This is a genomic window from Baekduia sp. Peel2402, assembly GCF_052567285.1.
This window is the reverse complement of sequence record NZ_CP199582.1, coordinates 185,713-210,692: the sequence shown is the minus strand read 5'-3', so window position 1 is coordinate 210,692 and position 24,980 is coordinate 185,713. Positions and strand designations below refer to the sequence as shown.

Sequence of the window (24,980 nt, the reverse complement as noted above, 5' to 3'; positions counted from 1 at the left end):
TCCCCCGACCGGGTGTTCGGGTCGGGCCTCAGCACTGGCGCAAGGTGAGAAACAGCAGTATGTTTTGACTCGTGGAGCACCGGACGTCGCACAACCGCGCGCCGCACCAGCTTCCGGCTGGTCGGCACGGTCTCCCGCGCGCGTTTGTGGTCTCCAACCAGCGCGAGCGCATCCTCGACGCCGTGCTCCAAGCGGCCAGCCGTTCCGGCTATGCCGCAATGCGGATCGAGGACGTCATCGCGATCGCGGGCGTGTCCCGGCGCACGTTCTACGACCACTTCGCCAACAAGGAAGAGGCGTTCCTGGCGGCCTACGAGCTGGTCCTCGACCAGCTGCTGTCCGGGGTCACCTCCGCCTTCGCCTCCGGGGAGACCTGGCCGTCTCGCGTCCGCCGCGGCCTCGCCGCGTTCCTCAACCTGCTGGCCTCCGAGCCGGTGCTCGCCCAGGTCTGCGTCGTCGAGGCGCTCGCGGCCGGCCCGCGAGCACTGGCGCGCCGAACCGCGGCGATGCAGGCCTTCCAGTCGCTGCTCGAGCCGCCGCCTGACGACGATCTGGTCACGGCCTACGCCCCGCCGGTCGCCATCGAGGCGATCGTCGGCGGCATCTACGAAGTCATCTACTCGCGCGTGACATCACAACGCACGCACGAGCTGCCCGCGCTCCTCCCGAGCCTCCTCCACAGCGCGCTGCTGCCGTTCGTCGGCGCCGAAGTGGCCGAGGCCGAGTACCAGCGAACCACGCTCTCGGCAGCCCAGAGAGCCCTCCCCACACCCTGAGCGTGGAGGGCGGCCGACGAGACATGTATGTTTCCGTCCGCCTTGCCTGAATCGCCCCGCAAGAAGCGGCAACGCGAGCCGCACCAGTTGCCGGCCGGCCGTCACGGCCTGCCTCGCTCGTTCGTCGTCGAGAACCAGCGTCAGCGCATCCTGGCCGCGGTCGCCGACGTCTGCTCGTCCGCGGGTTACGTGGCGATGAGCGTGGAGGACATCGTCGTCACCTCCGGCGTCTCGCGCCGGACGTTCTACGACAACTTCCGCGGCAAGGAAGACGTCTACCTCGCGGCCTACGACGAGGTCACCAAGCAGCTTCTGACGCGCGTCTACGCCTCCTACGAGGCTGCTGACGGCCTCGTCGCGCGCGTCCGCGACAGCCTCAACGCCTTCCTGACGTTCGTGGCCGAGGAGCCCGCCTTCGCCGACATGTGCATCGTCGAGGTGATGGCGGCGGGCCCGATCGCGATCGAGCGCCGCAACCGGACGATGGAAGCCTTCTCGCAGATGATCGAGAAGGCCGCCGCCGAGGAGCTGCCGAAGGCCAAGCTCCCGCCGGCGCTGACCGCCGAGACGCTCGTCGGCGGCATCTACGAGGTCGTCTACTCGCGCGTCTTGCAGGGGCGTGGCGCCGAGCTGCCCGACCTGTTGCCCGACCTGCTGTTCTCGGTCGTCCTGCCCTACGTGGGCCAGGAGACGGCGACGTCGCTGCTCAAGAACGAGCGCCGCCGCTCCAAGCCCAAAGCCGGCAAGCAGGCCGAGGGCTAAGGGCTTTTAGGGCTCCGCCGTCGGCGCGACCGGCGGCACCGAGACCGGTACCGACACCTCGCCGCTTCCGTCCTCGCGCGTCCACGCGACCGTGGAGGGATCGAAGGCGACGTCTACGCGCCAGGCGTTGCCCTCGGCCGTCGCGAAAGCCGTCTCCCCGTTCGGGCCGCGAACCTCGACGCGCGCGACGCCGTCGGGCACCAGCCCGCCGATCCGCACGCCGGACGGGATCCGCTGCAACCCGACCGCGTTGCCCGACACGATCCGGCCCGTCGGCGCGCACTGTGCGGCGCCGACCGACGACGCCAGGCACACCCACCCGCGGCCCGGGACGACGTAGATGTCCTCGCCCAGCGCCGTGTGCAGCGCGCGGCGCGCCAGGTCGGCGTTGGCGCCGACGTCCGGCCCCAGCGCCTGCGCCACGTGCTCGCGCGTGCGATCCGGCACCGCGTCGGTGTCGCGCGCGTCGCGCCGCAGGACGCCCAGCAGCGCGAGCTGATCGCGGTCAACGGCGCCGATCGGCGTCGCCGCGTGGTCGGCCGGGAACGCGGGCGGCGGTGCGGGCGGCGCGCCCGGCGCCGCGGCCTCCGATGCGCCGGCGATGCCGCCGAGCGCCGCGGCGGTCGCGCCCAGCGCCGTCAGCTTTCCAAGCGAGCGCAGCAGCGATGCCATCAGTAGACCCCCAGCCCGTTGACGGTGTGGTTGACCCCGGTGTAATGCGTGACCTCGGCCTCGGTCTGCCAGACGTAGGAGCCGAACGTCTGCGAGACGTAGTTGTAGGCGCAGACCGGGCTCTCGCGCTGGGTGGACGTGTTGGCGATCAGCAGGCGCTCGCAGACCCAGACGTCCCCGGTGCCGGGATAGGTGGCGGAGTTCGAGGTGTAGAAGTGATCGGTGCCGTCACCGCACCATGTCCCGTTGCTGATGAGCACCCCGCAATAGCTGTTGTTCGTGGCCGCTGCGGCGCCCGGAAACACTCCAAGCACCCCGAGCACAGCGCACGCAGCGGCTAAGGCCGCTCGATGCGCGAGACGATCCATGCGAGACTCCTCCGTGAGTTGGGTGGCACCCAATAAGAGCCATTGTTGTCTCCCTTGTGACGTAGTTCCCCCTCCTCCCTTGCTCCGGCGTCGCACAGAATCTCAGCGCTTTGCGATTTCGAGCGAAACGCTCGACGCCTTGTACCGCTCACATGCTCCGGGCATGGCGGTGTACATCGCGCGCAAGACGATGGACGCTGGGATCGCCGCCGACCTGACCGCCGAGACGTTTGCCCAGGCGTTCACCAACCGCGGCCAGTTCCGCGGCCACACGCGCGAGGAGGCGATCGGCTGGCTCTACGGGATCGCGCGCCACCAGGTCAGCCACTTCGTGCGCCGCGACCGCGCGGAGGCGCGGGCATTGGAGCGCCTAGGCATTCAGCGTCCTCACCTCAGTGATGTGGAGCTCGAACGGCTCGAAGAGCTGGCCGGGATCAACGATCTAAGGCGCCGAGTTGCGTCACATTTGAGCGACTTGTCCCACGAACAGCAAGAAGCGCTGCGTCTCCGGGTCCTGGAGGAGCAGTCCTACGAAGAGATGGCTGAGCATCTAGGGATCAACGAGCAGGCTGTGCGCGCCCGTGTGTCGCGCGGCATGCGCACGCTCGCCGAGCGCCTGCGCGGCGACGGCGGCGAGATCCGGGAGCTCATGTGACGGAGCGGCCCGCGGTCCCCGACAACGACCACGAACTGCCCGGCCTCATCGACTGGGGCGACTCGCTCCTCGACGCAACGATGCGCGCAGAGCAGGATCGCGCCGACCGGCGGCGTCGCCGCTGGCGGCGACGCGCGATCCCGGCGCTGGCGGCGATCGGCGTCCTAGCCGTTCCTGGTGCGGTCGTCGCGACCCGCTCGATCTGGGACGACCCCGTCGCGCCCGTCACGCTGCAGGAGAACCCGTCGACGCCGTCGGTCCGCCTCGCCGAGGGGCACGCGGGCGACGTCTTCTGGCGGGTCGGCGGCTGGAATTCCAACGGCCGCGTATGCCTGCGCACCGAGGTCTGGCGCGGGGACGACCGGCCGTTAACCTCGACCGGCTGCAGCACGCCGCGCGGCGCGGCCGCGCTCACGGCGATGCCGATCGCCCCGAACGCGCTCGCCGTCATCGCTGGCACGACCTCCGACGCCGCGGCCAGCGTGCGCGTCACGCCCCCGACCGGGGACGCGGTGCGCGTCGACACCGTGGCGATCCCGCCCGAGAACCTCCGCCGCAGCCGCCTGACCGGCGTGACGCGGATCTATGTGGCGCTCTTCCCGCGCGGGTTCAGCAGCGTCGCCCAGCCGCCGGTGATCGAAGCCTTCGGCGCCGACGGGACGGAGGTCGGCACCCTCGGCAAGGTGGGCGGGTGAGACGCGTCCTCGCGGCCGCGCTGCTGGCCACGACGCTCGCCCTCATCGCCGCGCCGGCGCCCGCCCGGGCCGCCGACCCGTTCAAGTGCGCGTCCGACAACCGCTGGTGCGTCGGCGCGTTCATGAAGCACGGCCGCCGGTTCCTGGACATCGGGGGCTTCGACATGAAGGGCGCCTACCGCGTCTGCGTCACGCCGCCCGGCGCCGCTGAACGCTGCAAGTCGTTCAAGATGGTCCGCAACTCCGGCGGCGCCTACGCATCGTCGGTCCGCTTCACCAAGCACTTCCCGCACGCCCGCCGCGGACGCTACGCGGTGCGTTGGATCTACGAGGGCCGCCGGGTCGGCCCCGTCCTGCGCTTCACGCACCCCGCATAGGATTGGGCGCATGCCCTCCGAGTACCGCCCCTCCGGCCTCTTCGTGCCAGTCGTCACGCCGTTTGACGGCGACGACCGCGTCGACCTCGACGCGCTCGAGGGCCTGGCGGTCAAGGCGCTGGACGCGGGCGCCGCGGGCCTGGTCGGGCTATCGACGACCGGCGAGCCGACCGCGCTGACCGCGGACGAGCGGGCGGCGACGGTTCAGACGCTGGCCGACGTCTGCGGCGACCGCGGCGCGGGCCTGATCGTCGGCGCGGGCACCAACGACACGCGTGAGACGATCGCCCGCCACGAGGCGCTGGGCGCGATCCCGGCAGTGAGCGCGTCGTTGGCGGTCGTGCCCTACTACGTGCGCCCGTTGGAGTCCGCGATCGTCGCGCACTTCCAGGCGGTCGCCGAGCGCTCGCCGGTGCCGTTGGTCCTCTACAACGTCCCGTATCGCACGGGCCGCGGGCTCGGCGCCGACGCGCTGCTGGAGCTCGCCGCCACGCCGAACGTCGCCGGCCTCAAGCAGGCCGTAGGCGCGCTGGACGCCGACACGCTCGCGCTGCTGGCCGGCGCGCCCGACGGCTTCGCGGTCTTGGGCGGCGACGACGCCTACCTGCTGCCGACGGTCCTGATGGGCGGCGCGGGCGCGATCGCCGCCGCGGCCAACCTCTGCACCGACCGCTTCGCCGCGATGCTCGCCGCCGGCGCCGTGGGCGACGTCGCCACCTCCCGCCCGCACGCCGAGGCGCTGCTCCCGCTCACCTTCGCGCTCTTCGCCGAGCCCAACCCGGCGGTCATCAAGGCGGTGCTGCACCGCGAAGGTCTGATCCCGACGCCGGACGTCCGGCTGCCGCTGGGCAACGCGACGCCGGGCGCGGTGGAGGCGGCCATCGCTGCCGTCGAGGCAGCACGCGCGCCCGTGGGCGGATAACCACACACCTGCGGGTCGCCTAGGGAACCCCCGGATGTGCGCGGGGGCGCGGGCGAGGAGATTGGCGGCCATGCCTTTCCTCCCCACCCTCCCCAAGCTGCTCGCCGCCACGGTCGCGGCGTGCGCGCTCGTCCCCGCGGGCGCCCAGGCGATGACCGTCGGCATGGAGAACGGCACGCTCACCGCGCGTGGCGAGGCCTCCGACGGCGGCCTCTTCCTGACCCTTGGGACGACGACCACGATCGACAACGAGAAGTACCTCGTGATCGGCACGTCCGGCGCCGCGAGCGTGAACGTCGACAACTCGGTCTGCCACACCGACCAGTACTACATCGACAAGGTGCTGTGCACCTACAACCCGGGCGTCCCGGTCGCGCTGATCGGTACGGATCTCAAGGACAACATCTCGATCGTCGACCACGCGCCTGACCTGCCCTCCAGCTACCCGATCACGATCGACGGCCGTGGTGGCGACGACCTGCTCAAGGACGCCGCCAACGACCCGGCCGGGCGCTTCATCTCCGGCGGCGCCGGCAACGACACGATCGAGGGCTACGACGGCGACGACACGCTTGACGGCGGCGACGGCAACGACACCGTCAACGGCAACGCGGGCAACGACACGGTCCGCGGCGGCAACGGCGACGACGTCGTCAACGGCGACAACTACAAGACGCCCGGCAACGACGTCATCGACGGCGGCCCCGGCTACGACCAGATCGACGACTGGAACATCCCGGACGCCCCGACGCACCCGCAGCCGACGGTGTCGCTCGACGGCGCCGCCAACGACGGCCGTCCCGGCGAGGCTGACAACGTCACCGGCGTCGAGAAGTTCGACTTCCACGTCAATGCGACGTTCACCGGCACCGACGCCGCCGACATCGTCTCGGTCCTCAACGTCTCCGAGGGCGCGTCGTCGATCATCGGCCTTGGCGGCAACGACGTCCTCAAGGGCGGCGACTCGCCCGACGCGATCGACGGCGGCGCTGGCGACGATGACCTCAACGGCGGCAACGGCAACGACACGATCACCGGCGGCCCGGGCAAGGACCAGATCGTCGGCGACGCGACGGCCGGCGGCTGCTACGTGATCGGCTACTACGGCTCGTGCAAGACGCCGTGGGGCAACGACACCATCAACGCGGTCGACGGCGAGGCCGACAACATCGACTGCGGCCCGGGAACCGACGTCGCCAACGTCGACGCGATCGACGTGGTGGCCAACTGCGAGACGGTGAACAAGGGCGCCGCCAGCGGCGGCAACGGCCCGGGCGCCAACGGCGGCAAGGACGGCGGCAAGAAGGCCACCATCTCGCTCGTCGGCGCGGCGAAGATCAAGCAGCTCCTCAACGGCAAGCTGAAGGTCGCCGTCCCATGCGCCGCGGCGTGCCGGATCACGGTGACGGCCACGGCGAAGGGCAAGACGATCGCCACCGGCAAGGCCACGCTGTTGGAGGCCGGGACCGCGAAGGTGAAGCTGACGGTCGCAAAGAAGGCAAAGCGGTCGCTGAAGCGCGCGAAGACGCTGAAGGTGACGCTGACCGCTTCGGTCGCCGGGGCCTCGGGCAAACCGGTGAAGCTGACCAAGGCCCTGACGCTGAAGAAGTAGGACGGACGCGCACCGCCGGGAGCGGCGGGGGTCCGGGGGCCGCTAGTGCGGTCGCAGGACTCCGCCGCAGTGGCGGCAGGTCGAGCGCTGCTCGTTGCGCCGGGGATGCCACAGGCGCAGGCAGCGGTTGCAGATGTGTCGCATGCACAGGGTGATCGGCGCGTGGACGGATGTCTGAAGGGTTAGTGTCCGGTCAATGGCGCACTCCAAGGGCCTCTGGGGCCAGATCACCTCGCGATCCAAACCGCCGAAGCCGGGCACGCCGATGTTCAAGGCGTGGAGCGCGATCACCGGCTTCAACGCCTGGATCTACCGCCGCAGCGGCGGCAAGCTCGGCGGCACGTTCGACTCCGCGCCGGTGCTGCTCCTGCACCACGTCGGGCGCAAGAGCGGTGAGAAGCGCGTCGCGCCGGTCATCTACCTGCACGATGGCGACGACCTCGTGGTCGTCGCCTCCTACGGCGGTGCGCCCAAGCACCCGGCGTGGTTTCACAACCTCAAGGCCTCGCCCGAGACGGTCATCGAGGTCGGCCGCGAGCACCGCCCGGTCCTCGCCCATGTCGCGACGCCGGAAGAGCGCTCGCGGCTGTGGCCGCAGGTCACCGGCATGTACCCCGCCTTCAACGACTACCAGGCGCGCACCGGCGGCCGCGAGATCCCGCTGGTCGTGCTCAAGCGGCGCTAGACCACGCCGCCGGGCCTACGGGCGGTTGCGCCCGTAGGCGTCGTGGGCCTTGACCCACTCCTCCGCCACGATCGCCGACCCCAGCGACAACTCACCGCACAACACCGTCGCCGCCACGATCTCCGCCAGCTTGCGGACCTTGCCGTCGCCGTAGCAGCCGAGCATCTCTAGGCACTCGCGCTGCGTCGCCAGGCCGGTGCCGCCGCCGTAGGTCGCGACGATCAGCGACGGGATCGTGATCGAGTAGTAGTAGTCGCCGTTGTCGCGCAGCTCGGCGAACACGAACGCCGCGCTGGACTCGGCGACGTTGGCGACGTCCTGCCCGGTGGCGATGAACATCGCGGTGATCCCGTTGGCCGAGTGCGCGCCGTTGTTGTTCACGCCGCTCATGAACCCGCCGAGGTTGCTCACCTGGCGCGCGCGGAACATCAGCTCCGACGACGAGTTCATCACCGAGCGCAGCAGCGCGTCGGGGATCGTCGCCTCGGCGATCACGCGCTTGCCACGCGTGTGCAACATGTTGACCTGCGAGGTCTTCTTGTCGGTGGCGAAGTTCGACTCCAGGAAGTACTGCTCGATCCCGGGGTAGTTGGCCTTGATCCACTCGCACGCCGCCTGCGTCGCCTTGCCGGTCAGGTTCTGGCCGGCCGCGTCGCCCGTCGTGTAGTTGAAGCGCGTGTAGATGATCCGCGAGGCGGAGTACTGCTCGATGTCCTTCAGCTTGCCGGTCGACGTCGTCGCCTCAGCCGCGGCGGCGACGTCGTCGAAGCGCTCGACCAGCCACTCGCTGAACGCCCGCGCCTCGCGCGCCGACGGGAAGATGAACGACGGCGCGCGCTGCATGTGGTCCTCGACGATCGTCGTCGTGACCCCGCCCGCCTCGTAGAGCAGCTTCATGCCGCGGTTGTAGGAGGCCACGAGCGTCCCCTCCGCGGTCGCCATCGGCACGTAGAACTCGCCCTGGGCGTGCTCGCCGTTGACCAGCAGCGGGCCCGCGACGCCGAGCGGCACCTGCGCGACGCCGGTGAAGTGCTCGATGTTGCCCGGCAGCATGGCCGGGTCCTGCGAGTAGGTGCCGAGGTGCTCCAGCGACGCACCGGTCCGCTCGGTCAGGAAGTCACGCCGCAGCGTGGCCGCGTCGCGGGTGTAGTCGTTGGCGCGGTCGCGCGGGACCGGGGTGCGGGACATCGGTCGGGGCTCCTCCTCGGACAGGGACAGACGGCGCTACAAGCCGCTGGTTTGTAGCAGACGCGCGAAGATCGGCCGCGCGCGCCCCGCGTCCGGCGTCTCGCCCGTGATCAGGTCCAGGTAGGTGTAGGACTCGATCACGCGCACCAGTGCGTAGGCGACCTCGTGGCGGTCGGGATCGGCCGGGTCGATCAGCGCCTCGACGGCCGCGATCAGCCGCGGCTGGAAGTCGGTGTCGTGGCGGGTCAGCAGCTTCATCGCCGACTCGCCCTCCTCGGCCAGCCAGCGCTGCATGCCCGGGTGAGCGATCGTCGCCCCCAGGAACTCGGTGAGGATCTTCACGGCGCGCTGCGGGTGGGTGGGCTTCCGATTCTTCGCCTCCAGGTCGTCGAGCGTGCGCCGCGCCAGCGACCACACCACCTCGACCAGCAGCTGCTCGCGCGAGCCGACCCAGCGGTAGAGCGTCACGCGGTTGACGCCCACCTGCACGGCCAACGCGGTCATGTCGACGCGCTCACCCGCGACAAACCGCCGCCGCGCGGCCAGGAACGCGTCCAGCGCCGAGGGCTGCCGGCCAACCGCCTCGCCCGCGAGCTGGCGACGCAACGGGGTGATGGCCTCGGTCGCCACCCCGCCAACCTACCGCTGCGGCGGCGCGCCCAGCATCCGCAGCTCGACCTCGAGGACCGCGTCCAGCAGCTCGGGCAGCGCCTCGGGGCCGTCGGAGAGGAGCTTCTGGGTGACGAGCTCGTGGATCGCGCCGACCGCGGCGCGGAAGACGTAGGGCGCCGGCGCAGGCAGCGCGGCCGCGGCGGACGCCCGGATCGCCGCGTGCGCCTCGGCGAGGCGGTCGGCGAAGCGCTGGTGGACCGCGTCGCGGCGGGCCAGCGCCTCCGGGCCCGCGCCGAGCACCTCGATCAGGAACGTGCGCGCGAAGGCCGGGTTGTCGGCCAGCAGGTGCAGGTAGGTCTCGGTCCCGGCGCGCGCGGCGACGAGCAGGCCGGCGGTCGGCCCGGCGGCGCTGCGGGCGGCCTCCTCCGCGTCTGCGACCTCGTCCAGCAAGCCGCCGACGCCGGCGTCATAGGCAGCGAGGAAGCACTCCTCCTTGTTGGAGAAGTGCTCGTAGAACGACCGGCGTGAGACGCGCGCCCGCTCGATCACGTCGGCGACCGCCACGTTGGCGTAGCCCTTGGCCGCGCAGGCCTCGGCCATCGCGACCAGCATGCGTTCGCGCTGGGACTCGGCAACGACCTCGCGCGGGGCCGCGTGACGGCCACGGGGCAGGACGCGCAGGACGTCCGTCGGTTCGCGGTGGACGCTCATGGAGACAACATTGTACACTTGAGACAGAAGTGTTCCTTCGAGCAACTCCGGAGCAGCCCGAATGACGACGACCCACACCCACATCGCCATCCTCGGAGCGGGCTTCGGCGGCCTCGGCACCGCGATCAAGCTCGCCCAGCGCGGCGACGACTTCCTGGTGCTGGAGCGCTCCGACGGCGTCGGCGGCACCTGGTGGGCCAACACCTACCCCGGCTGCCAGTGCGACATCCCGTCGCACCTGTACTCCTTCTCCTTCGCGCCCAACCCGAACTGGACGCGGACCTATCCCAAGCAGCCCGAGCTGCGCGATTACCTGCGCGCGACGGCCGAGAAGTTCGGCGTCTTCGAGCGCGTGCGGTTCAACACCGAGGTCACGGGCGCGGCCTGGGACGAAGAGGCAGGCGTCTGGAAGATCAAGACCTCGCAGGGCTCGTACACCGCCGACGTGCTCGTCGCCGCGCCCGGCCCGCTAAGCGCGCCGTCGATCCCGGACCTCCCCGGGATGGACGAGTACACCGGCACGGTCTTCCACACCGCGACCTGGAACCACGACCACGACCTGCGCGGCAAGCGCGTCGCGGTCGTCGGCACCGGCGCGTCGGCGATCCAGGCCGTGCCCGAGATCGCCGAGCAGGCCGCGCACCTGGACGTCGTCCAGCGCACGCCGCCGTGGATCGTCCCCCACCGCGACCGGCCGATCACCCGCGTCGAGCGGTTCTTGTACAAGACGTTCCCGCCGCTACAGCGCGCGGTCCGTGCCGGCGTCTACTTCAGCCGCGAGCTGCTCGTCCCCGGCCTGGTCTACCGACCCAAGCTTCTCAAGGTGGTTGAGAAGGTCGCTCGCAAGCACATCGCCGACCAGGTGCCGGACCCGGAGCTGCGTGCGAAGGTCACGCCGCAGTACACGATCGGCTGCAAGCGGATCCTGCCGTCCAACAAGTGGTATCCGGCACTGGGGCGCGACAACGTGGACTTGGTCACGTCCGGGATCGCGCGGATGACGCCGACCGGCTACGTCACGGCCGACGGCGTCGAGCACGAGGCCGACACCATCATCTTCGCGACCGGCTTCTACGTCACCGACATCCCGCTGGCCGGAGTGGTCACCGGCACCGACGGCCGCACGCTGGCCGCCCACTGGCACCGCTCACCGCAGGCCTACCGCGGCACCGCGATCGCCGGGTTCCCGAACCTGTTCTTCCTGGTCGGCCCCAACACCGGGTTGGGGCACAACTCGATCGTGTTCATGATCGAGGCCCAGCTCCAGTACCTGCTCGGCGCGCTGGACGCGATGCGCGCCGCGGGCGCCGGCCGGATCGAGGTCAAGGCCGACGCCCAGCGCGCCTACAACGCACACATCCAGGCCAAGATGGGCCAGACGGTGTGGAACACCGGCGGCTGCGCGTCCTGGTACATCGACGCCGAGGGCCGCAACACCACCATCTGGCCCGACTTCACGTTCCGCTTCTGGAAGCAGACGCGAGAGTTCGACGCGCCCGCCTACGAGCTGGCGCCCGCGAAGGCCCCGGCGGCGCCAGCTCCCGCCGCCGCGTAGGCGCCCGGCCCGCGCCGCTGCGCCAGCGCTTCCACCAGCTCCGACGCCCGCGCCGGGCCGTCGTAGGCCGCCATCTCGTCGGCGATCTGCGTGGCCCGCGCGCGGAAGGCGTCCTCGTCGAGCAGACGGCGGACGGCGGCGCGGACCTTCGCCGGCTGCGCGTACTGCGCGCGCATGCCGATCCCGACGCCCGACCAGTCCACGCGCGCGGCGAGGTCGGCCTTGTCCTCGGTCGACCCCGCGCTCAGGATCGGGACGCCGTGGCTCATCGCGAAGTGCAGCCCGCCGTAGCCGCCGTTGGTCACGTAGACGTCGGCGTGCGGCATCAGCGCGGCGAACGGAATGTAGCGCTCGACGCGCGCGTTGGCGGGCGCGGACGGCAGCGACGACGGGTCCGGCCCGCCGGTCACGGCGATCACCTGGACCGGCTCGTGGGCGAGCGCGTTCAGCGTCGGGAGCAGCAGCTCGGCCGGATCGGTCGCGACCGTGCCCTGGGTGACCAGGACGACCGGGCGCTCGTCGGCGACCATCTCGCCCCACCACTGCGGGAGCTCGACGTTCGCCGGCGCCGCCGGCAGGTGCGGGCCGACGTGGCAGACCTGCGCCGGGAGGTTGCCGCGCGGGAACTCGAACGACGGCACCGACGGGTGCAGGTAGAGGTGCGGCGAGAGCGCGGTGGCGAAGAGGCCGCCCGGGTTGGGCGTGATGCTCACGCCGGCGCACATCGCGCGGTAGTCGCCCTCGATGCTGCGAAACAGCGTGCGGTCGATGAGCGTGTTGAGGACGGTGTTGCGGGCGCGGTTCAGCACGCCGTGCCGCAGCGGCCGCAGGCCCAGGCCGAACGGCGGCGCGTCGGGCGAGGGCATCATCAACGCGCCGATCCCGAACGTCGCCCACGCCAGGCCGGTCTGCTCCTCGATCGCGGCCGCGGCGGCGCCGAAGCTCGGCTCGACGATCAGCAGGTCGGGCTGGGCGTTGGCGACGTGGCGCTGGAGGTCGGCGATCTGGTCGGGAACCATCTTGATGAAGATCTCGCGCATGTCGTGCTTGAAGCGCGCGACGCCCTTGGCCTCGGCGCGCGCCGGGAAGCGCTCGTCGAGGCCGCCGAAGTCGAGGTCCCAGGCGTCAATGAACGGCAGGAACGCGGCGCCGGTGGCCTCCACGCGGGCGCGCCGGGTCGGGCCGGTCATCCAGAAGACGTCGTGGCCGCGGGCGGTCAGCTCGCGGGCAAGAGGCAGCAGCGGGGAGAGGTGACCGTCCGCGGGGAGCGTGGCGATGAGGAAGCGGGGCATGCTGGGCACGATCCCGCGCGGGGGCGCGCGCGGCATCGGGGGCCACCCTAGTCCTCGCTGCGGGTGCGGTTGCCCGTACTACTGCACGCGGAACGCACCGCGCATGAACGGGTGGATGCGGCAGAAGTAGGTGTAGGTGCCCTGCGAGAGCGTGCTCGGCGTCTTCCACGTGACGCGGTTGGCGGCGGGCGTGGCGCCCGCGAGGCCGTAGCCGAGCTGGCCGGAGTCGAACTGCGTGCCGGCCAAGCCGTTGGCCAGCGGGTAGGAGATCCCGGTCTGGCGGTTGCACGGCGCGCGGCAGGTGGTGATCGAGTGCCACTCGTACGATGCGTCGTCCTGGTTGACGAACGTCAGCGACTGGCCCTTTGCGACGACCGGGACCTTGGCCTTCTTGTTGTACAAGAGGCCGAGGTCGCCAGGACGGAACTGGTAGTCCTTGATCTTCACGGTCGTCGCCCCGGCCTTCCCGGCGGCGCGACGCGCGTCGGGGTAGACCACCGCCTTGCCGCCGTGGTGGTTGTTCTCGGCCAGGTGGCCGTGGGTCAGCTCGCCCTCGGGGCTCACGGGCGTCGCGAACGGGTCCGGTCCTGACGTGTCGTGCGGCGCGACGAAGACCAGCACGATGCCCATGTTCTCGTACCACGAAGACTGGCGGGCGTCGTAGGTGGAGTGGATCGAGAGGACGTCGCCGGCCTTGACACCGGCGCGCCACTTGGTCTTGGAGGCGGTCAGGCTGACGTCCCACGACACGGGTCCCGCCGGGTCGTAGTACTTGGCCTGGGAGCGGAAGATGAGCTTCGAGCTCCCGCCACGCGTGAGCCGCACGTCGTCCCTGAGGCCTCCTGGGTGCAGGTGGCCGACGGCGGAGACGAGCGTCGCGTCGTAGGGCATCGAGAACTCGTTCTGCTTCGGCCCGTTGGCGTAGGGGTCGGTCGGCACCTCGTCCGGGAACGTAAACTGGCCGTCGGCGCCGCCGGTGCGCTGAGCGACGTCGAAGACCGGGTAGCCCCAGCCGCGCCGCACGTCGAGCCAGAACGGGATGACCGGCGTGATCGACTTGGCCAGCGGCGAGGTCGCCGGGATGAAGTCGAGGTCCCAGACGAGACGGACCTTCTCGCGGTTGGGCGTGTTGTTGTGGATCATCTCGTTCAAGATCCACTTGTCGGATTTCTTGTAGGCGTAGCCGTAACCGCGCGGGATGCGGAAGACCGTCTTCTCCTCGCCGCCGAAGAAGATCGGCTGGACCTGGCCGGCCGGCGAGGCGGGCGACGTGCCGGAGGCGTTGAGCCAGACGCCGTGGTGCAGGTGGATGACGTCGACCGGCGGGACCTTGCCGTCGAGGTAGGTCAGGTCTGGCCGGGCGCGGACGATGTAGCCGTCGACCTTGGGCTTCTGGGCGTCGGGGACGAAGACGTTGTCGATCGAGTTCTGGCCGGGCTTGACCGTGATCGGGCCGGTCTCGAAGTGCAGGTGCTGGACGCCGTTCACGCCGTCCCAGGAGCCATCGGCGGCGCTCGCCGCGCTCGCCGCGCTCGCCCCGACCAACCCGCACAACACGACCAAACACGCCAACACGACCCGGGACATGCGTTCGACCATCTCAGAAACGCGATCCGCGCGATAGGTTCGGGCGGGATGCTGAGCGGACGGGTGGCCCTGGTGACCGGCGGCAGCGGCGGGATCGGCGCGGCGCTGTGCCGCGCGCTGGCCGCAGAGGGCGCGATCGTCGCGGTTGGCTATCGCGACCGCTCCGAGCTGGCGGGGTCGATCGTCCAGGAGATCGAGGACGCCGGCGGCCGCGCCGCGTCGTTCCCAGCCGACCTGCTGGTGCCGCGCGCGTCGGAGCTGCTGGTCGACGCCGTCGAGTCCGCGCTCGGGCCGGTCGACGTCCTGGTCTCCAACCACGGCCACGCCCACCGGGCGTCGTTCGACGAGGTCGACGTCGGCGCCTGGGACGAGACGTTGGCCATCAACCTCCGCGCGCCGTTCCTGCTCGCCCAGCGCGTCATCCCCGGCATGAAGGACCGCGGCTTCGGCCGGATCCTGTTCGTCTCGTCGGTGGCGGGCTTCACCGGCGGCATCGTCGGACCGCACTACGCCGCCTCCAAGGCCGGCCTCCACGGCCTCACCCACTTCCTGGCCTCCCGCGTCGCCGAGGCCGGCATCACCGTCAACGCCCTCGCCCCCGCCCTCATCGAGCACACCGACATGCTCCCGGGCGACCCCGGCTACCTCCAGCGCACCATCCCGGTCGGCCGCCTCGGTCAGCCCAGCGAGGTCGCAGACATGGCCATCGCCATGCTCCGCAACGCCTACCTGACGTCCAAGGTCATTGCCTTGGACGGCGGGATGCACCCGCGCTGAGCGCTTCGGCGACCCGCGCCGAGAGCGTCCGGTACTGGTCGATGATGCGGTCGTCGTCGCGGCGTTCGGGATGGCCGACGCTGCGCTCGCTGCCGGCGACGATCCGCTCGCCATCGCGGAACTGCTCCCAGGTGAGATCGACCTCCAGGCCGTTCTCGAAGCGGTTCCAGTAGTGGACGCCCTGCGGCGAACCGTCGGCGTGGACCATGTCGCAGATCATCATCTCGCCGCCGAGCCAGTCCTGGAGGACCAGCGACGTGACGCCGCACTGGCCACGCGACGGGTTCTGGGGCGACCAGTCCGGGACGTCGACGGGGTCGCAGCTCTCCAGCGACCAGGACGCGCGAACGGTCGCTTCGATCGAGCTCAAGGTGTAGCTCATGCGGCGCCCACCATACGCAACGCCAGCTCGGCGTAGAGGTCGCCAACGCGCCGGGGGTCGTCGACCTCCCGGGTCGGGAACCAGCGGGCGACGTCGTGGCACATCGTCAGCAGCGCCACCGAGGTGCCGTCGACGTCGGCCACGCGGAAGGCGCGCTTGCGCACGCCAGCGCGCATCGCCTTGAGGTGCAGCGCGCTGATCTCGCGGCGCATGGCGACGACCTCGGCGCGCGGCCCGTCCGAAAGCGCGCGGTACTCGTTCTGGTTGACGCGGGCGACCGTGTGGTGCTCGGCGTGGAAGATCGCCGAATCGCGCGCCATCGCCGCGATCCGCTCGGCGGGGTCGCGGATCTTGGCGGCCGCGGCCATCAGCTCGAGCACGCGGCCATGGCCGAAGCGGCAGATCGCGGCCAACAGCTCGTCCTTGGAGCGATAGTGCACGTACATCCCGGCCGGGCTGAGGCCGGCGCGCGAGGCGATGTCGCGCGTCGTCGTCGCGTGGTAGCCGCGCGCCGCGAACGCCTCGACCCCGGCGACGAACAGCTCACGGGCCTTGGGCGGACCGTCGCAGGCGGCGTCGGCGGCGGTCAGGATCCCCGCGGCGTAGGGCGGTGTGGCGGTCGCCATGTCCGCGGAGTCTGTCATAACTAAGCGCCCGCTTATGTCGGCACTCACCGTCCGAGATCTCACGTTCAACGTCGCCGTGGAAGGCCCGACCGACGGGCCCGCGGTGCTGCTCCTCCATGGCTTCCCGCAGAACGGGCGCGAGTGGGACGCGGTCCTCCCGCGCCTGCACGCCGCCGGGCTGCGGACGATCGTCCCCGACCAGCGCGGCTACTCACCGGGCGCGCGCCCGGACGACACGGCGGCCTACGCCGCGCTGGAGCTGACCGCCGACGCCGTCGGGATCCTCGACGCGCTGGGGATCGAGCGCGCGCACGTCGTCGGCCACGACTGGGGCGCGACCGTCGCGTGGTTCCTCGCCGGCCGCCACCCCGAGCGCGTCGCGACGCTGACCGCCTTCTCGGTCCCGCATCCGCTGGCCTTCGCCGCCGCGGTCCGCGGAGATGCCGACCAGCGCGAGCGATCCCAGTACATGTACGCCTTCCGCGACGTCGACACCGCCGCCGCCGAACTGCTGGCCGACGGCGCCGCCGGCCTGCGCGCGAGCTTCGGCGGCCTCCCCCATCCCGAGCGCTACGTCGCGCCGCTGCAAGCGCCGGACGCGTTGCGCGCCGCGTTGCGCTGGTACGCCGCCGCGCCGCTGACCGATCCGGCCGCGGCCGGGCGGATCACGGTCCCGACGACGTTCGTGTGGAGCGACGGCGACCACGCGATCGGCCGCGCGGCCGCTGAGGGCTGCCCGGCCCACTGCGACGGCCCGTTTGCCTACGTCGAGCTGCCGGGCGTCAGCCACTGGATCCCGGACGAGGCGCCGGACGTGACCGCTGACGCGATCCTCGCGCGGATCGCCGCTTGACACGCGCACGCCGCGTCGGGTAAGCAAGCGCTTACTGTCCCCACCGCGGAGGAGGAGAAAGACCATGATCACGGCCGAGGTCTCGGGCCACTGCGACACGCGCTTCGCGCCCGTGCGCGACGCGCTCGCCGAGCAGCTCGCATCCGGCGAGGAGCTGGGCGCGTCGATCGTCGTCGACCTCGACGGCGCGACCGTCGTCGACGTCTGGGGCGGCTGGCGCGACGCCGAGCGCTCGGTCCCGTGGACGCAGGACACGATCGTCAACGTGTGGTCGACGACCAAGACCGTGACCGCGCTCGCCGCGCTGGTGCTGGTCGACCGCGGGCTGCTGGATCCCTACGCGCCGGTGGCGAAGTACTGGCCGGAGTTCGCGGCCAACGGCAAGGAGGCGATCGAGGTCCGCCACCTGCTGTCGCACACGTCGGGCGTGTCGGGCTGGGAGGCGCCGTTCACGGCGCAGCAGATGTACGACACCGAGGCCGCCACCGCCGCGCTGGCCGCGCAGGCGCCGTGGTGGGAGCCCGGCACCGCCTCGGGCTACCACGCCCAGAACCAGGGCCATCTCATCGGCGAGCTGGTGCGCCGCGTGTCCGGGCGGTCGCTGACGGAGTTCGTCGCCCAGGAGCTGGCCGGCCCGCTGGAGGCCGACTTCACGATCGGCACGCCGCCCGCGGCGTGGGATCGGATCGCGCCCGTGATCGCGCCGCCGCCGCTGCCGATCGACATGTCCGCCTTGGATCCCGAGAGCCCGATGTTCAAGACGTTCACCGGCCCGGTCGCCGATGCCAACAACGCCAACACGCCCGCGTGGCGCGCCGCCGAGCTCGGTGCGCTCAACGGCCATGGCAACGCGCGGTCGGTCGCGCGGCTGCTGCGCGTGCTGTCGCTCGGCGGCGCGGGCCTGCTCTCGCCCGAGACCATCGACGTGATCTTCGACGAGCAGAGCCACGGCCCCGACCTCGTGCTCGCCGTCCCGCTGCGCTTCGGGATCGGCTTCGCGCTGCCGGAGACCGAGACCGTCCCCTACGCGCCGCAGGGCAAGGCCTGTTACTGGGGCGGCTGGGGCGGGTCGCTGATCATCGCCGACCTCGACCGCCGCCTGACCATCTCCTACATGATGAACAAGATGGCGCCGGGGATCATCGGCTCGGAGCGCTCCGAGGCCTACGTCCGAGCGGTCGAGGCGTCGCTGGCCGCCTGAGAGACCGGCGTGAGATAGAGCCGCGCGATCGCCGGGACCGTGCTGCACAGCGTGTCGCGGGTGACCTGCAACGTCGTCGCGACGTCGTCGGCGGTGAGGCCGTCGCGGAGGACCACCTCCGCGGCGACCATCGCCGAGGTGGGTCCGAGGTGGACGGCCTCGATCGAGTGGACGGCGACGATGCCGGGCATGGCCTCGACGTCGGCGCGCAGCTTGTCGAGGTAGTGCGGCGCGACGGACTGGTTGGTCAGCAGCGCGCGGTTGCGGCCGGTCAGCTTGATCGCCACGTAGGTCAACAGGCCGCCGATGATCAACGTGGCGAGCGGGTCGAAGATCTCGATGCCGGTGACCTTGTGCAGCACCAACGCGGTGAGGGCGAGCGAGGCGCCGAGGACGTCGATCGTGTCCTCCAAGTACACCGTGGTGACCGTCGGGTCGCTCGACTCGCTGATGTACCGGCGCAGCGGCATGCCGGCGCGGGAGGCTCTCCCCCGCAGCTCGCGGATCGCGATCGTCCGCGATATCCCGTCCAGGACGATCGCGACGACGAGGATCGCGACGCCGACCCAGAACGCCTCCAGCTCGTGCGGATGGAAGAGCGCGTTGACGCCCTCCCAGATCGACACCGCCCCGCCGACGACGAACATCCCGATCGCGGCCAGCAGCGCCCAGTACCAGCGCTCGGGGCCGTAGCCGAGCGGGTGGCTGTCGTCCGGCGGCTTCTCGGAGCGGCGGATCGCGATGTAGAGGAAGACCTCGTTGCCGGCGTCGGCGACGGTGTGCAGCGTCTCGGCGAAGAGCGCGGCTGAGCCCGTCAACGCGGCGGCGACGCCCTTGGCGATGGCGATCGTGGTGTTCGCGGCCAGCGCGGCGAAGACGCTGGTGAGGCTGGCGTCGCGCCCGTCGTCGACGTCGTCGCCTCCGACGTCCGTCGCGTCGCTCACCCGCGGCTCCCGCGGCGGTTGTGGGCGAGCGCGTCGAGCGTCAGCTCGAGCTGACGCTCGGTCAGCGCCTTGCCGGGCAGCGGCGCGCCGCCGGGCGCGAGCGCATCGAGCTGTAGCGCGAGGAAGCGCTTGGCGTAACCCGGGCTCGTGCCGTCCGTGCCCTCGCCGATCCGCCCGACCGCCAGCAAGACCATCAACACGTCACTGGCGCTGACGTCCTCGCGCAGGTCGCCGTCGGCCTGCCCGCGCTTGACGAGATCCCGCAGGTGCGTGCGCAGTCGCCGCGACAGCAGCTGCGGCACCGGAACCTCCGGGTCACGCGCGGCGAGCACGTTGATGAACGCGCGGTTGGCGCCCTGCCACGCGGCCGCGGTCTCCATCCACGTGTGGAACGCCGACTCGCCCGGTGGCAGCGCCAGCGCGTCGGACGCCATCACCGCCAGCCGATCGGCCTCCTCGCGCAGGATGACCCCGAACAAGGCGTCCTTGGTCGGCACGAACCGGTAGAGCGTTCCGATCCCGACGCCGGCCCGCGCGGCCACGTCCTCCATCTTGGCCGCGACGCCGCGCTCGGCGACGACCTCCCGCGCAGCCGCCAGGATCCGCTCCCGGTTTCGCTGGGCATCCCTCCGCGGAGCGCGTCCTGTGGCGGGCGTCACACCACGAAGCCTAGTGTGACGAGCGGCGCAGAAGCGGAATGAGTCATTCCGTACCGTGTCCGGAATGAATGATTCCGCTTTGCGTGACGAGCCACGGCCCGGTCTCGTCCTCGTCGTGCTGGCGCTCGGCGCGCTGGCCTACTCCGTCCTGCAGTCGATCGTCGCGCCCGCCCTGCCCACGCTGGCGCAGGACCTCGGGACGTCGTCGACCAACGCGACGTGGATCCTCACCGCGTTCCTGCTCAGCGCGTCGGTCCTCACCCCCGTCTTCGGCCGACTCGGCGACCTGTACGGCAAGCACCGCCTGCTGGTCGTCGCGCTCGGCCTGCTCTCGCTCGGCACGCTGATCAGCGCGGTCGCGACCAACCTCAACACGATGCTCGTCGGCCGGGTCTTGCAGGGCGCAGGCGGCGGCGTCTTCCCGCTGGCGTTCGCGATCGTGCGCGACGAGCTGCCGCGGCCGAAAGTGCCCGGCGCGATCGCGCTGCTGAGCGCGATGCTCGGCATCGGTGGCGCGGTCGGGCTGGTCGTCGCGGGCGTGATCGTCGAGGACCTGTCCTACCACTGGCTGTTCTGGATCCCGCTGGCGGTCACCACCGTTGCAACCGTCGCCGCGTGGCGCTTCGTGCCCGAGTCACCGGTGCGGGTCGACTCCACCGTCAACTGGGGCAGCGCGGCCCTCCTCGCCGCCGGCCTCGTCACGCTCCTGCTCGGGATCACGCAGGCCAACTCGTGGGGCTGGGGCTCGGCCAAGAACGTCGGCTTCGTCCTCGCCGGCCTGGCGATCCTGGGCGCCTACATCGCCGCCGAGGTCCGCGCGCGGGTCCCGCTGGTCGACATGAAGGTCATGGCCCAGCGCGGCGTCTGGACCACCAACGCGGTCACGCTCTTCATCGGCTTCGGGATGTTCGCGGGCATCGTCCTGGTCCCCGCTCTCCTGGAGATGCCCGCCACCACCGGCTACGGCTTCGGCGACTCGGTCCTCACCGCCGGCCTCTACATCGTTCCCAATGCCCTTGCCATGCTGCTCGTCGGCCCCTTCGCCGCGCACCTGGCCCACACCCACGGCGCCAAGCTGCCGGCGCTGTTGGGCACCGCGCTGACCGGCCTGGCCTACGCCTTGCTCGCGGTCGCCCACACGACGCACGCCGAGGTCGTCGCGGGCCTCGTCCTCCAGGGCCTGGGCATCGGCCTCGCGTTCGCCTCGCTGGCCAACCTGATCGTCGAGGCCGTCCCGCACAGCCAGACCGGCGCCGCGACCGCGATCAACACCATCATGCGGACCGTCGGCGGCGCGTTCGGCGCCTCGATCCCCGCCTCGATCCTTGCCGCGCACACGATCGCCGGCACCGCGGTGCCGACCGAGCACGCGTTCACGGTCGTCTTCTGGGTGACGGCGGCGGCGATGGGCGCGGCGGTGCTGATCGGCCTGGCGGTGCCGTCGCGAAGCCGCGCGCACGAACCCTCCAGCGTGACCGCGACCGCCGGTGCGGCACACTGATGGGCATGGCATCGCGTCCCACATTTCATCGCATCCTCGTCGCCGTCGACGGCTCCCGTCACGCCGACCTCGCGCTCGCGTCCGCGCTGGCGATCGCCGAGCGCGACCACGCCCGCCTCACGGTCATGACCGTCATCCCCAACGTGACCGAGTCCGCCGCCATGGCCTATGGCGCCGGCGTCGACCCGGTCGCGATGCAGGGCGACGCCGACCGCGCCGCCGAGAAGATCATCCGCGCGGCCCTCGAAGAGATCCCGGACGACCAGCCGGTCGAGAGCGTCCAGCGCCGCGGCCACGCCGGCCCGGAGATCGTCGCCCAGGTCAAGGCCGGCGACCACGACGTCGTCCTGCTCGGCGCACGCGGCGTCGGGCGCATCGGCTCGATGTTCGGCTCGGTCAGCCAGCACGTCCTGCACCACTCCAAGTGCGCGGTGTTCGTCGCGCACCTGCCCGAGGACGCCAAGGCCGACGCGACCGGCGACGGCAGCTAGCCCAAGTCCACCACCTCGGTGATCGCCAGCGCGTCGCGCAGCCGCGCGTCGTGCGTGGCGACGACGAGCGCGCCCGGCCACCCGTCCAGGGCGCGCTCGAGGATCTCCAGCGACGCGACGTCGAGGTGGTTGGTCGGCTCGTCCAGCAGCAGGCACGCGGCGCGACGGTGCGCGAGGACCGCCAGCTCACCGCGCGTCCGCTCACCGGGCGAGAGCGTCGAGGCCGGTCGCCCCACGCGGTCGGCGCCCAGGCCGTAGGACGCCAACGCGGTGCGGGCCTCGGACTCGTCCAGCCCGGTCAGCGCCCGCACCGACTCGTCGAGCGGCGCGTCGGAGGCGAGCGCGTCGCGCGCCTGACCCAGCCGCGCGATCACCGCGCCTGGCGCCGCCCGCCGCGTGCCGGCCGTCAATGGCAGCTCACCCAGCAGCGCGGCGATGATGGTGGACTTGCCCGACCCGTTCGGCCCGCGCAGCAGGATCCGGTCGCCGTAGGACAGCGCCAGGTCGATCGGGCCGACCCGGAACGCGGGCGACCGCTCGATCACCGCGCCCTCCAGCGCGACGACCGGCCCACCGCGCCGCTCGGCCGCGGTCAGCTCCAGGCGCAGCGCCCGGTCCTCCCACGGCTTGTCGGGGACCTCGATCCGCGTCAGCCGCGACTCGACCTTGCGCGCCCGCGACTGCATGCCCTGCGCCCGCGAGCGCACGAACTCCGCGGAGTGCTTGTCGCCGTCGTGGGCGAGGTGCTTGGCGCGGCCGATCGAGGACTGCGCTCGCGAGCGGGTCTCGCGGATCGCGTCGGTCAGCGCCGCCCGCTTGGCCAGCGCCTGGTCGTGCTCGGCGACCGCACGCGCGTGGGCGCTCTCGCGCTCGTGCTCGTAGGCCTCCCATCCGCCGGCGTAGTGCGTCGCCTCGCCGGTGCGGCCGTCCAGCTCCAGCAGCGTGTCAGCCGCGACCTCCAGCAGCGCGCGGTCGTGGGAGACCAGGACGACGCCGCCGGAGCGCTGCGCCAGCAGCGCCGACAGCCGCTCCAGGCCGTCGGCGTCGAGGTGGTTGGTCGGCTCGTCGAGCAACACCACGTCAAAGCGCGCAGCGCGCAGGACCGCGAGACCAGCCCGCGCCGCCTGACCGCCGGACAGCGACGCCAGCGGTCGGTCAAGCAGCGCGCCGTCCAGCCCGAGCTCGGCGGCCGCGGCAGCGACACGCGCCTCGGCGTCGGCGCCGCCGAGCGCCAGCCAGCGCTCGAGCGCGGCGGCGTGCGGCGTGACCGCATCGAGGTCGCCCGCGGCCAGGCGCGCTTCAAACCGGTCGACCTCGCGCGCGGCGCCCGCCACGCCAAGGCGCTCGAGCATCGTCGCGCGCACCGAAGCGCCGTCGGAGGCGTCGGTGTCGGCCATCTGCGGCAGGTAGCCGACCGTGCCGAGGCGCTGGACGGTTCCGCCGTCCGGCGTCTCGAGGCCGGCCAGCGCGCGCAACAACGTGGACTTGCCGGACCCGTTGGGTCCGATGACGGCCAGGCGCGTGCCGGAGTCCACGCGGACGTCGACGTCGGCGAGGACCGTGCGGTCGCCGTGATGGCGGGTGATCTTCTGGGCGTCGAGAAGGGTCGACGGCATATGGGGAGCTCCTATGAGGGAAGGCGGACACGAACGATGCGGTGCGACGGCAGCGGCTCACACCCGGCCGGAGAGCAAGGGCTCATCCAGGCGCCGGGGAAGCGGGGAAGCTGTCGTCAGATCAGTTCGCGCATAGGCTGGCCCGTGAGGGCCGCTATCCAAGGTACCGCACTTGGGTGGACGCGCGCAAGCGGTCAGTCCTGCGGCGCGTACGTCCCGAACCACCACACGTTGCCGGCGGGGTCACGCGCCGCGAACTCGCGCGATCCGTAGTCCCGCTCGGTGAGGCCCTCCATGATCTCCGCCCCGGCCGCGACCGCGCGGGCGTGCAGCGCGTCGACGTCCTCGACCACGACGTAGACCGACGACGGGCCGGCCGGGACGCGCTCGCGGTTCTCGTCGCGCGTCTGGCCGAGCATGATGTAGGCGTCGCCGAGCTTCAGCTCCGCGTGGGCGATGACGCCGCCGTCCTCGTGGACCGCGTGCTCCTCGAAGCCGAACGCTTCGCAGAGGAGCGTGATCGCGGCGCGGGCGTCGTCGTAGCGGAACGTCGGGATGATCGTCGGCATGGCGCGGACCTTACGCCCGCACCGCGCCCGCGTCTTGAAGGTTTGGGAACGGCGACGGCGGTGACGACGCGCGCGGTGTGACGCCGGCCATGGCGCGGAACTCGCGCGTGAGGTGCGGCTGGTCGGCGAAGCCACACGCGGCGGCCACCGCGCTGGGCGTGCCGCCGTCCGCGAGCATCGCGCTCGCCGCCTGGAAGCGCAGGATCCGCCCGACCGCCTTGGGCCCGAGCCCGACCTCGTCGCCAAAGCGCGCGCTGAGGTGCCGCCGCGAGCACCCGAGCTCGGCACACAGGCGCGCGACGCTCACCGCGCCGCGCGTCTCAATCAGTCGCGACCACGCGTAGGCGACGTCGGGGCGGCCGTCCGGGGTCTGCGCGAGACGCGCGAGCAGCGCCGCGTCCAGCAGCGCGAAGCGCTCGTCCCACGTGTCGGCCGACCGCAGCCGCGCGAGCGGTGCCGGATCCAGCAGCCGGTCCAGCTCCACCACCTTGCGTGCCACCTCGCGCAGCGGCACGCCGAGCAGCCGCCGCGCGCCTTGAGGCGTCAGGTCGAGCTGGATCCCCGCCTGCTCGCCCGCGTGCTCGGTCAGGACCGGGACGTCGGTCAGCCCGGCGGCGAACGACCCGAACGCGGTCCCGTCGACCCGCAGCGCCGGGCCGAGGTTGACGATCACCACGATCGCCGGGTGCGGCGTCTCGACCCGCGCCAGCGGCGCGCCGGTCCGCTCGTGGTAGCCGACGTAGCCGCGCGCGACCAGCGGTCGCAGGGCCGGGTGCGGCGCGCGGGTCGTCAGCCACGCGGTGGTCATGGGGCTGAGCCTACGCCCCGGCGCAGCGATCCGGGCGCGCCAGGAAGTAGGTTCCTGGCCGATGCTCGGATCGCTGTCGGACCT

Annotated in this window: 28 protein-coding genes; 14 read left to right on the top strand and 14 right to left on the bottom strand. The window is 71.8% G+C overall.

Annotation, left to right across the window (positions count from 1 at the left end):
• Positions 1-71 precede the first annotated feature (71 nt).
• Together ACT01A_RS01050 and ACT01A_RS01045 are read left to right on the top strand one after the other, a co-directional pair.
• Entirely contained in the window at positions 72-776 is a 705-nt protein-coding gene (locus tag ACT01A_RS01050) for a TetR/AcrR family transcriptional regulator (protein WP_445150383.1), read from the top strand.
• Positions 777-818: 42 nt separating this feature from the next.
• On the top strand, positions 819-1,538 hold the full coding sequence (locus ACT01A_RS01045; RefSeq protein ID WP_445150382.1) for a TetR/AcrR family transcriptional regulator: 720 nt from the start codon (positions 819-821) through the stop codon (positions 1,536-1,538).
• A 6-nt stretch (positions 1,539-1,544) separates the two neighbouring features.
• Here ACT01A_RS01045 and ACT01A_RS01040 read toward each other — a convergent pair whose 3' ends face one another.
• Both ACT01A_RS01040 and ACT01A_RS01035 read right to left on the bottom strand, forming a co-directional pair.
• Positions 1,545-2,210 (bottom strand): hypothetical protein, encoded by a 666-nt coding sequence (locus tag ACT01A_RS01040; RefSeq protein WP_445150381.1) that lies wholly within the window; start codon positions 2,208-2,210, stop codon positions 1,545-1,547.
• The gene (locus ACT01A_RS01035; RefSeq protein ID WP_445150380.1) at positions 2,210-2,470 is read right to left on the bottom strand and encodes a hypothetical protein; all 261 of its coding nucleotides are present in this window, start codon (positions 2,468-2,470) and stop codon (positions 2,210-2,212) included. Before ACT01A_RS01035 ends, ACT01A_RS01040 begins: the two co-directional genes overlap by 1 nt.
• A 187-nt stretch (positions 2,471-2,657) precedes the next feature.
• Here ACT01A_RS01035 and ACT01A_RS01030 point away from each other — a divergent pair, with 187 nt between their 5' ends.
• From ACT01A_RS01030 to ACT01A_RS01005, 6 genes are all read left to right on the top strand, one after another.
• A complete protein-coding gene (locus ACT01A_RS01030) occupies positions 2,658-3,233 on the top strand; it encodes an RNA polymerase sigma factor (protein WP_445150379.1) in 576 nt (191 codons plus the stop codon).
• Positions 3,230-3,928: a hypothetical protein gene (locus tag ACT01A_RS01025; protein ID WP_445150378.1), complete on the top strand. Its 699-nt coding sequence runs from the start codon at positions 3,230-3,232 to the stop codon at positions 3,926-3,928. Before ACT01A_RS01030 ends, ACT01A_RS01025 begins: the two co-directional genes overlap by 4 nt.
• Positions 3,925-4,305 carry a hypothetical protein gene (locus ACT01A_RS01020; protein WP_445150377.1) on the top strand — a complete coding sequence of 127 codons (381 nt, stop codon included), beginning with the start codon at positions 3,925-3,927 and terminating at the stop codon, positions 4,303-4,305. The genes ACT01A_RS01025 and ACT01A_RS01020 overlap by 4 nt, the downstream gene beginning before the upstream one ends.
• 10 nt (positions 4,306-4,315) lie before the next feature.
• Complete coding sequence (locus ACT01A_RS01015; RefSeq protein ID WP_445150376.1) at positions 4,316-5,227, top strand: dihydrodipicolinate synthase family protein; 912 nt, start codon at positions 4,316-4,318, stop codon at positions 5,225-5,227.
• A 70-nt stretch (positions 5,228-5,297) separates the two neighbouring features.
• Positions 5,298-6,839, top strand: a complete 1,542-nt coding sequence (locus ACT01A_RS01010) for a calcium-binding protein (RefSeq protein WP_445150375.1) — start codon at positions 5,298-5,300, stop codon at positions 6,837-6,839.
• 196 nt (positions 6,840-7,035) lie between these two features.
• On the top strand, positions 7,036-7,524 hold the full coding sequence (locus tag ACT01A_RS01005; RefSeq protein WP_445150374.1) for a nitroreductase family deazaflavin-dependent oxidoreductase: 489 nt from the start codon (positions 7,036-7,038) through the stop codon (positions 7,522-7,524).
• Positions 7,525-7,539: 15 nt separating this feature from the next.
• Here ACT01A_RS01005 and ACT01A_RS01000 read toward each other — a convergent pair whose 3' ends face one another.
• The 3 genes from ACT01A_RS01000 to ACT01A_RS00990 are packed head-to-tail and all read right to left on the bottom strand — an operon-like array spanning position 7,540 to position 10,035.
• A complete protein-coding gene (locus ACT01A_RS01000; RefSeq protein WP_445150373.1) occupies positions 7,540-8,712 on the bottom strand; it encodes a hydroxymethylglutaryl-CoA reductase in 1,173 nt (390 codons plus the stop codon).
• 36 nt (positions 8,713-8,748) lie between these two features.
• Positions 8,749-9,342 carry a QsdR family transcriptional regulator gene (locus tag ACT01A_RS00995; RefSeq protein ID WP_445150372.1) on the bottom strand — a complete coding sequence of 198 codons (594 nt, stop codon included), beginning with the start codon at positions 9,340-9,342 and terminating at the stop codon, positions 8,749-8,751.
• A 9-nt stretch (positions 9,343-9,351) separates the two neighbouring features.
• Positions 9,352-10,035: a TetR/AcrR family transcriptional regulator gene (locus ACT01A_RS00990; protein ID WP_445150371.1), complete on the bottom strand. Its 684-nt coding sequence runs from the start codon at positions 10,033-10,035 to the stop codon at positions 9,352-9,354.
• Between the two features lie 61 nt (positions 10,036-10,096).
• On the opposite strand from ACT01A_RS00990, the gene ACT01A_RS00985 reads away from it, so the two are divergent.
• Complete coding sequence (locus tag ACT01A_RS00985; RefSeq protein WP_445150370.1) at positions 10,097-11,590, top strand: flavin-containing monooxygenase; 1,494 nt, start codon at positions 10,097-10,099, stop codon at positions 11,588-11,590.
• On the opposite strand, the gene ACT01A_RS00980 is transcribed toward ACT01A_RS00985, so the two are convergent.
• Both ACT01A_RS00980 and ACT01A_RS00975 read right to left on the bottom strand, forming a co-directional pair.
• Complete coding sequence (locus tag ACT01A_RS00980; RefSeq protein ID WP_445150369.1) at positions 11,536-12,882, bottom strand: glycosyltransferase; 1,347 nt, start codon at positions 12,880-12,882, stop codon at positions 11,536-11,538. The two genes, ACT01A_RS00985 and ACT01A_RS00980, sit on opposite strands and share 55 nt — an antisense overlap.
• 78 nt (positions 12,883-12,960) lie before the next feature.
• Positions 12,961-14,469, bottom strand: a complete 1,509-nt coding sequence (locus ACT01A_RS00975; RefSeq protein WP_445150368.1) for a hypothetical protein — start codon at positions 14,467-14,469, stop codon at positions 12,961-12,963.
• A gap of 48 nt (positions 14,470-14,517) precedes the next feature.
• On the opposite strand from ACT01A_RS00975, the gene ACT01A_RS00970 reads away from it, so the two are divergent.
• On the top strand, positions 14,518-15,246 hold the full coding sequence (locus tag ACT01A_RS00970; RefSeq protein ID WP_445150367.1) for an SDR family NAD(P)-dependent oxidoreductase: 729 nt from the start codon (positions 14,518-14,520) through the stop codon (positions 15,244-15,246).
• Here the strand turns inward: ACT01A_RS00970 and ACT01A_RS00965 are convergent.
• Both ACT01A_RS00965 and ACT01A_RS00960 read right to left on the bottom strand, forming a co-directional pair.
• Entirely contained in the window at positions 15,212-15,628 is a 417-nt protein-coding gene (locus ACT01A_RS00965) for a YunG family protein (RefSeq protein ID WP_445150366.1), read from the bottom strand. The genes ACT01A_RS00970 and ACT01A_RS00965 overlap by 35 nt on opposite strands.
• Positions 15,625-16,254, bottom strand: a complete 630-nt coding sequence (locus ACT01A_RS00960; protein WP_445150365.1) for a TetR/AcrR family transcriptional regulator — start codon at positions 16,252-16,254, stop codon at positions 15,625-15,627. Before ACT01A_RS00960 ends, ACT01A_RS00965 begins: the two co-directional genes overlap by 4 nt.
• Positions 16,255-16,288: 34 nt before the next feature.
• On the opposite strand from ACT01A_RS00960, the gene ACT01A_RS00955 reads away from it, so the two are divergent.
• Positions 16,289-17,107 (top strand): alpha/beta fold hydrolase, encoded by an 819-nt coding sequence (locus ACT01A_RS00955; protein ID WP_445150364.1) that lies wholly within the window; start codon positions 16,289-16,291, stop codon positions 17,105-17,107.
• Between the two features lie 64 nt (positions 17,108-17,171).
• Positions 17,172-18,308: a serine hydrolase domain-containing protein gene (locus tag ACT01A_RS00950; RefSeq protein ID WP_445150363.1), complete on the top strand. Its 1,137-nt coding sequence runs from the start codon at positions 17,172-17,174 to the stop codon at positions 18,306-18,308.
• Here ACT01A_RS00950 and ACT01A_RS00945 read toward each other — a convergent pair.
• Positions 18,272-19,252 carry a cation diffusion facilitator family transporter gene (locus ACT01A_RS00945; RefSeq protein WP_445150362.1) on the bottom strand — a complete coding sequence of 327 codons (981 nt, stop codon included), beginning with the start codon at positions 19,250-19,252 and terminating at the stop codon, positions 18,272-18,274. The genes ACT01A_RS00950 and ACT01A_RS00945 overlap by 37 nt on opposite strands.
• Entirely contained in the window at positions 19,249-19,911 is a 663-nt protein-coding gene (locus ACT01A_RS00940; protein ID WP_445150361.1) for a TetR/AcrR family transcriptional regulator, read from the bottom strand. The genes ACT01A_RS00945 and ACT01A_RS00940 overlap by 4 nt, the downstream gene beginning before the upstream one ends.
• 64 nt (positions 19,912-19,975) lie before the next feature.
• Between ACT01A_RS00940 and ACT01A_RS00935 the strand changes: the two genes are divergently transcribed.
• Both ACT01A_RS00935 and ACT01A_RS00930 read left to right on the top strand, forming a co-directional pair.
• Entirely contained in the window at positions 19,976-21,412 is a 1,437-nt protein-coding gene (locus tag ACT01A_RS00935; RefSeq protein WP_445150360.1) for an MFS transporter, read from the top strand.
• A gap of 5 nt (positions 21,413-21,417) precedes the next feature.
• Positions 21,418-21,903: a universal stress protein gene (locus tag ACT01A_RS00930; RefSeq protein ID WP_445150359.1), complete on the top strand. Its 486-nt coding sequence runs from the start codon at positions 21,418-21,420 to the stop codon at positions 21,901-21,903.
• On the opposite strand, the gene ACT01A_RS00925 is transcribed toward ACT01A_RS00930, so the two are convergent.
• The 3 genes from ACT01A_RS00925 to ACT01A_RS00915 form a co-directional block, all read right to left on the bottom strand.
• The gene (locus tag ACT01A_RS00925; RefSeq protein WP_445150358.1) at positions 21,900-23,519 is read right to left on the bottom strand and encodes an ABC-F family ATP-binding cassette domain-containing protein; all 1,620 of its coding nucleotides are present in this window, start codon (positions 23,517-23,519) and stop codon (positions 21,900-21,902) included. The two genes, ACT01A_RS00930 and ACT01A_RS00925, sit on opposite strands and share 4 nt — an antisense overlap.
• A gap of 194 nt (positions 23,520-23,713) precedes the next feature.
• Positions 23,714-24,088, bottom strand: a complete 375-nt coding sequence (locus ACT01A_RS00920) for a VOC family protein (RefSeq protein ID WP_445150357.1) — start codon at positions 24,086-24,088, stop codon at positions 23,714-23,716.
• Between the two features lie 10 nt (positions 24,089-24,098).
• Positions 24,099-24,896, bottom strand: a complete 798-nt coding sequence (locus tag ACT01A_RS00915) for a helix-turn-helix domain-containing protein (RefSeq protein WP_445150356.1) — start codon at positions 24,894-24,896, stop codon at positions 24,099-24,101.
• Positions 24,897-24,980 lie beyond the last annotated feature (84 nt).

Excerpts from the sequence above, each read along its gene's own strand:
- ACT01A_RS00970 (WP_445150367.1), top strand. The coding sequence starts at position 14,518 with ATGCTGAGCGGACGGGTGGCCCTGGTGACCGGCGGCAGCGGCGGGATC.
- ACT01A_RS01005 (WP_445150374.1), top strand. The coding sequence starts at position 7,036 with ATGGCGCACTCCAAGGGCCTCTGGGGCCAGATCACCTCGCGATCCAAA.
- ACT01A_RS00965 (WP_445150366.1), bottom strand. The coding sequence starts at position 15,628 with ATGAGCTACACCTTGAGCTCGATCGAAGCGACCGTTCGCGCGTCCTGG.
- ACT01A_RS00950 (WP_445150363.1), top strand. The coding sequence starts at position 17,172 with ATGATCACGGCCGAGGTCTCGGGCCACTGCGACACGCGCTTCGCGCCC.
- ACT01A_RS01000 (WP_445150373.1), bottom strand. The coding sequence starts at position 8,712 with ATGTCCCGCACCCCGGTCCCGCGCGACCGCGCCAACGACTACACCCGC.
- ACT01A_RS00960 (WP_445150365.1), bottom strand. The coding sequence starts at position 16,254 with ATGGCGACCGCCACACCGCCCTACGCCGCGGGGATCCTGACCGCCGCC.
- ACT01A_RS00925 (WP_445150358.1), bottom strand. The coding sequence starts at position 23,519 with ATGCCGTCGACCCTTCTCGACGCCCAGAAGATCACCCGCCATCACGGC.
- ACT01A_RS00975 (WP_445150368.1), bottom strand. The coding sequence starts at position 14,469 with ATGTCCCGGGTCGTGTTGGCGTGTTTGGTCGTGTTGTGCGGGTTGGTC.
- ACT01A_RS00985 (WP_445150370.1), top strand. The coding sequence starts at position 10,097 with ATGACGACGACCCACACCCACATCGCCATCCTCGGAGCGGGCTTCGGC.
- ACT01A_RS01010 (WP_445150375.1), top strand. The coding sequence starts at position 5,298 with ATGCCTTTCCTCCCCACCCTCCCCAAGCTGCTCGCCGCCACGGTCGCG.
- ACT01A_RS00915 (WP_445150356.1), bottom strand. The coding sequence starts at position 24,896 with ATGACCACCGCGTGGCTGACGACCCGCGCGCCGCACCCGGCCCTGCGA.
- ACT01A_RS01040 (WP_445150381.1), bottom strand. The coding sequence starts at position 2,210 with ATGGCATCGCTGCTGCGCTCGCTTGGAAAGCTGACGGCGCTGGGCGCG.
- ACT01A_RS01015 (WP_445150376.1), top strand. The coding sequence starts at position 4,316 with ATGCCCTCCGAGTACCGCCCCTCCGGCCTCTTCGTGCCAGTCGTCACG.
- ACT01A_RS00990 (WP_445150371.1), bottom strand. The coding sequence starts at position 10,035 with ATGAGCGTCCACCGCGAACCGACGGACGTCCTGCGCGTCCTGCCCCGT.
- ACT01A_RS00935 (WP_445150360.1), top strand. The coding sequence starts at position 19,976 with ATGAATGATTCCGCTTTGCGTGACGAGCCACGGCCCGGTCTCGTCCTC.
- ACT01A_RS00920 (WP_445150357.1), bottom strand. The coding sequence starts at position 24,088 with ATGCCGACGATCATCCCGACGTTCCGCTACGACGACGCCCGCGCCGCG.
- ACT01A_RS00930 (WP_445150359.1), top strand. The coding sequence starts at position 21,418 with ATGGCATCGCGTCCCACATTTCATCGCATCCTCGTCGCCGTCGACGGC.
- ACT01A_RS00980 (WP_445150369.1), bottom strand. The coding sequence starts at position 12,882 with ATGCCCCGCTTCCTCATCGCCACGCTCCCCGCGGACGGTCACCTCTCC.
- ACT01A_RS00955 (WP_445150364.1), top strand. The coding sequence starts at position 16,289 with ATGTCGGCACTCACCGTCCGAGATCTCACGTTCAACGTCGCCGTGGAA.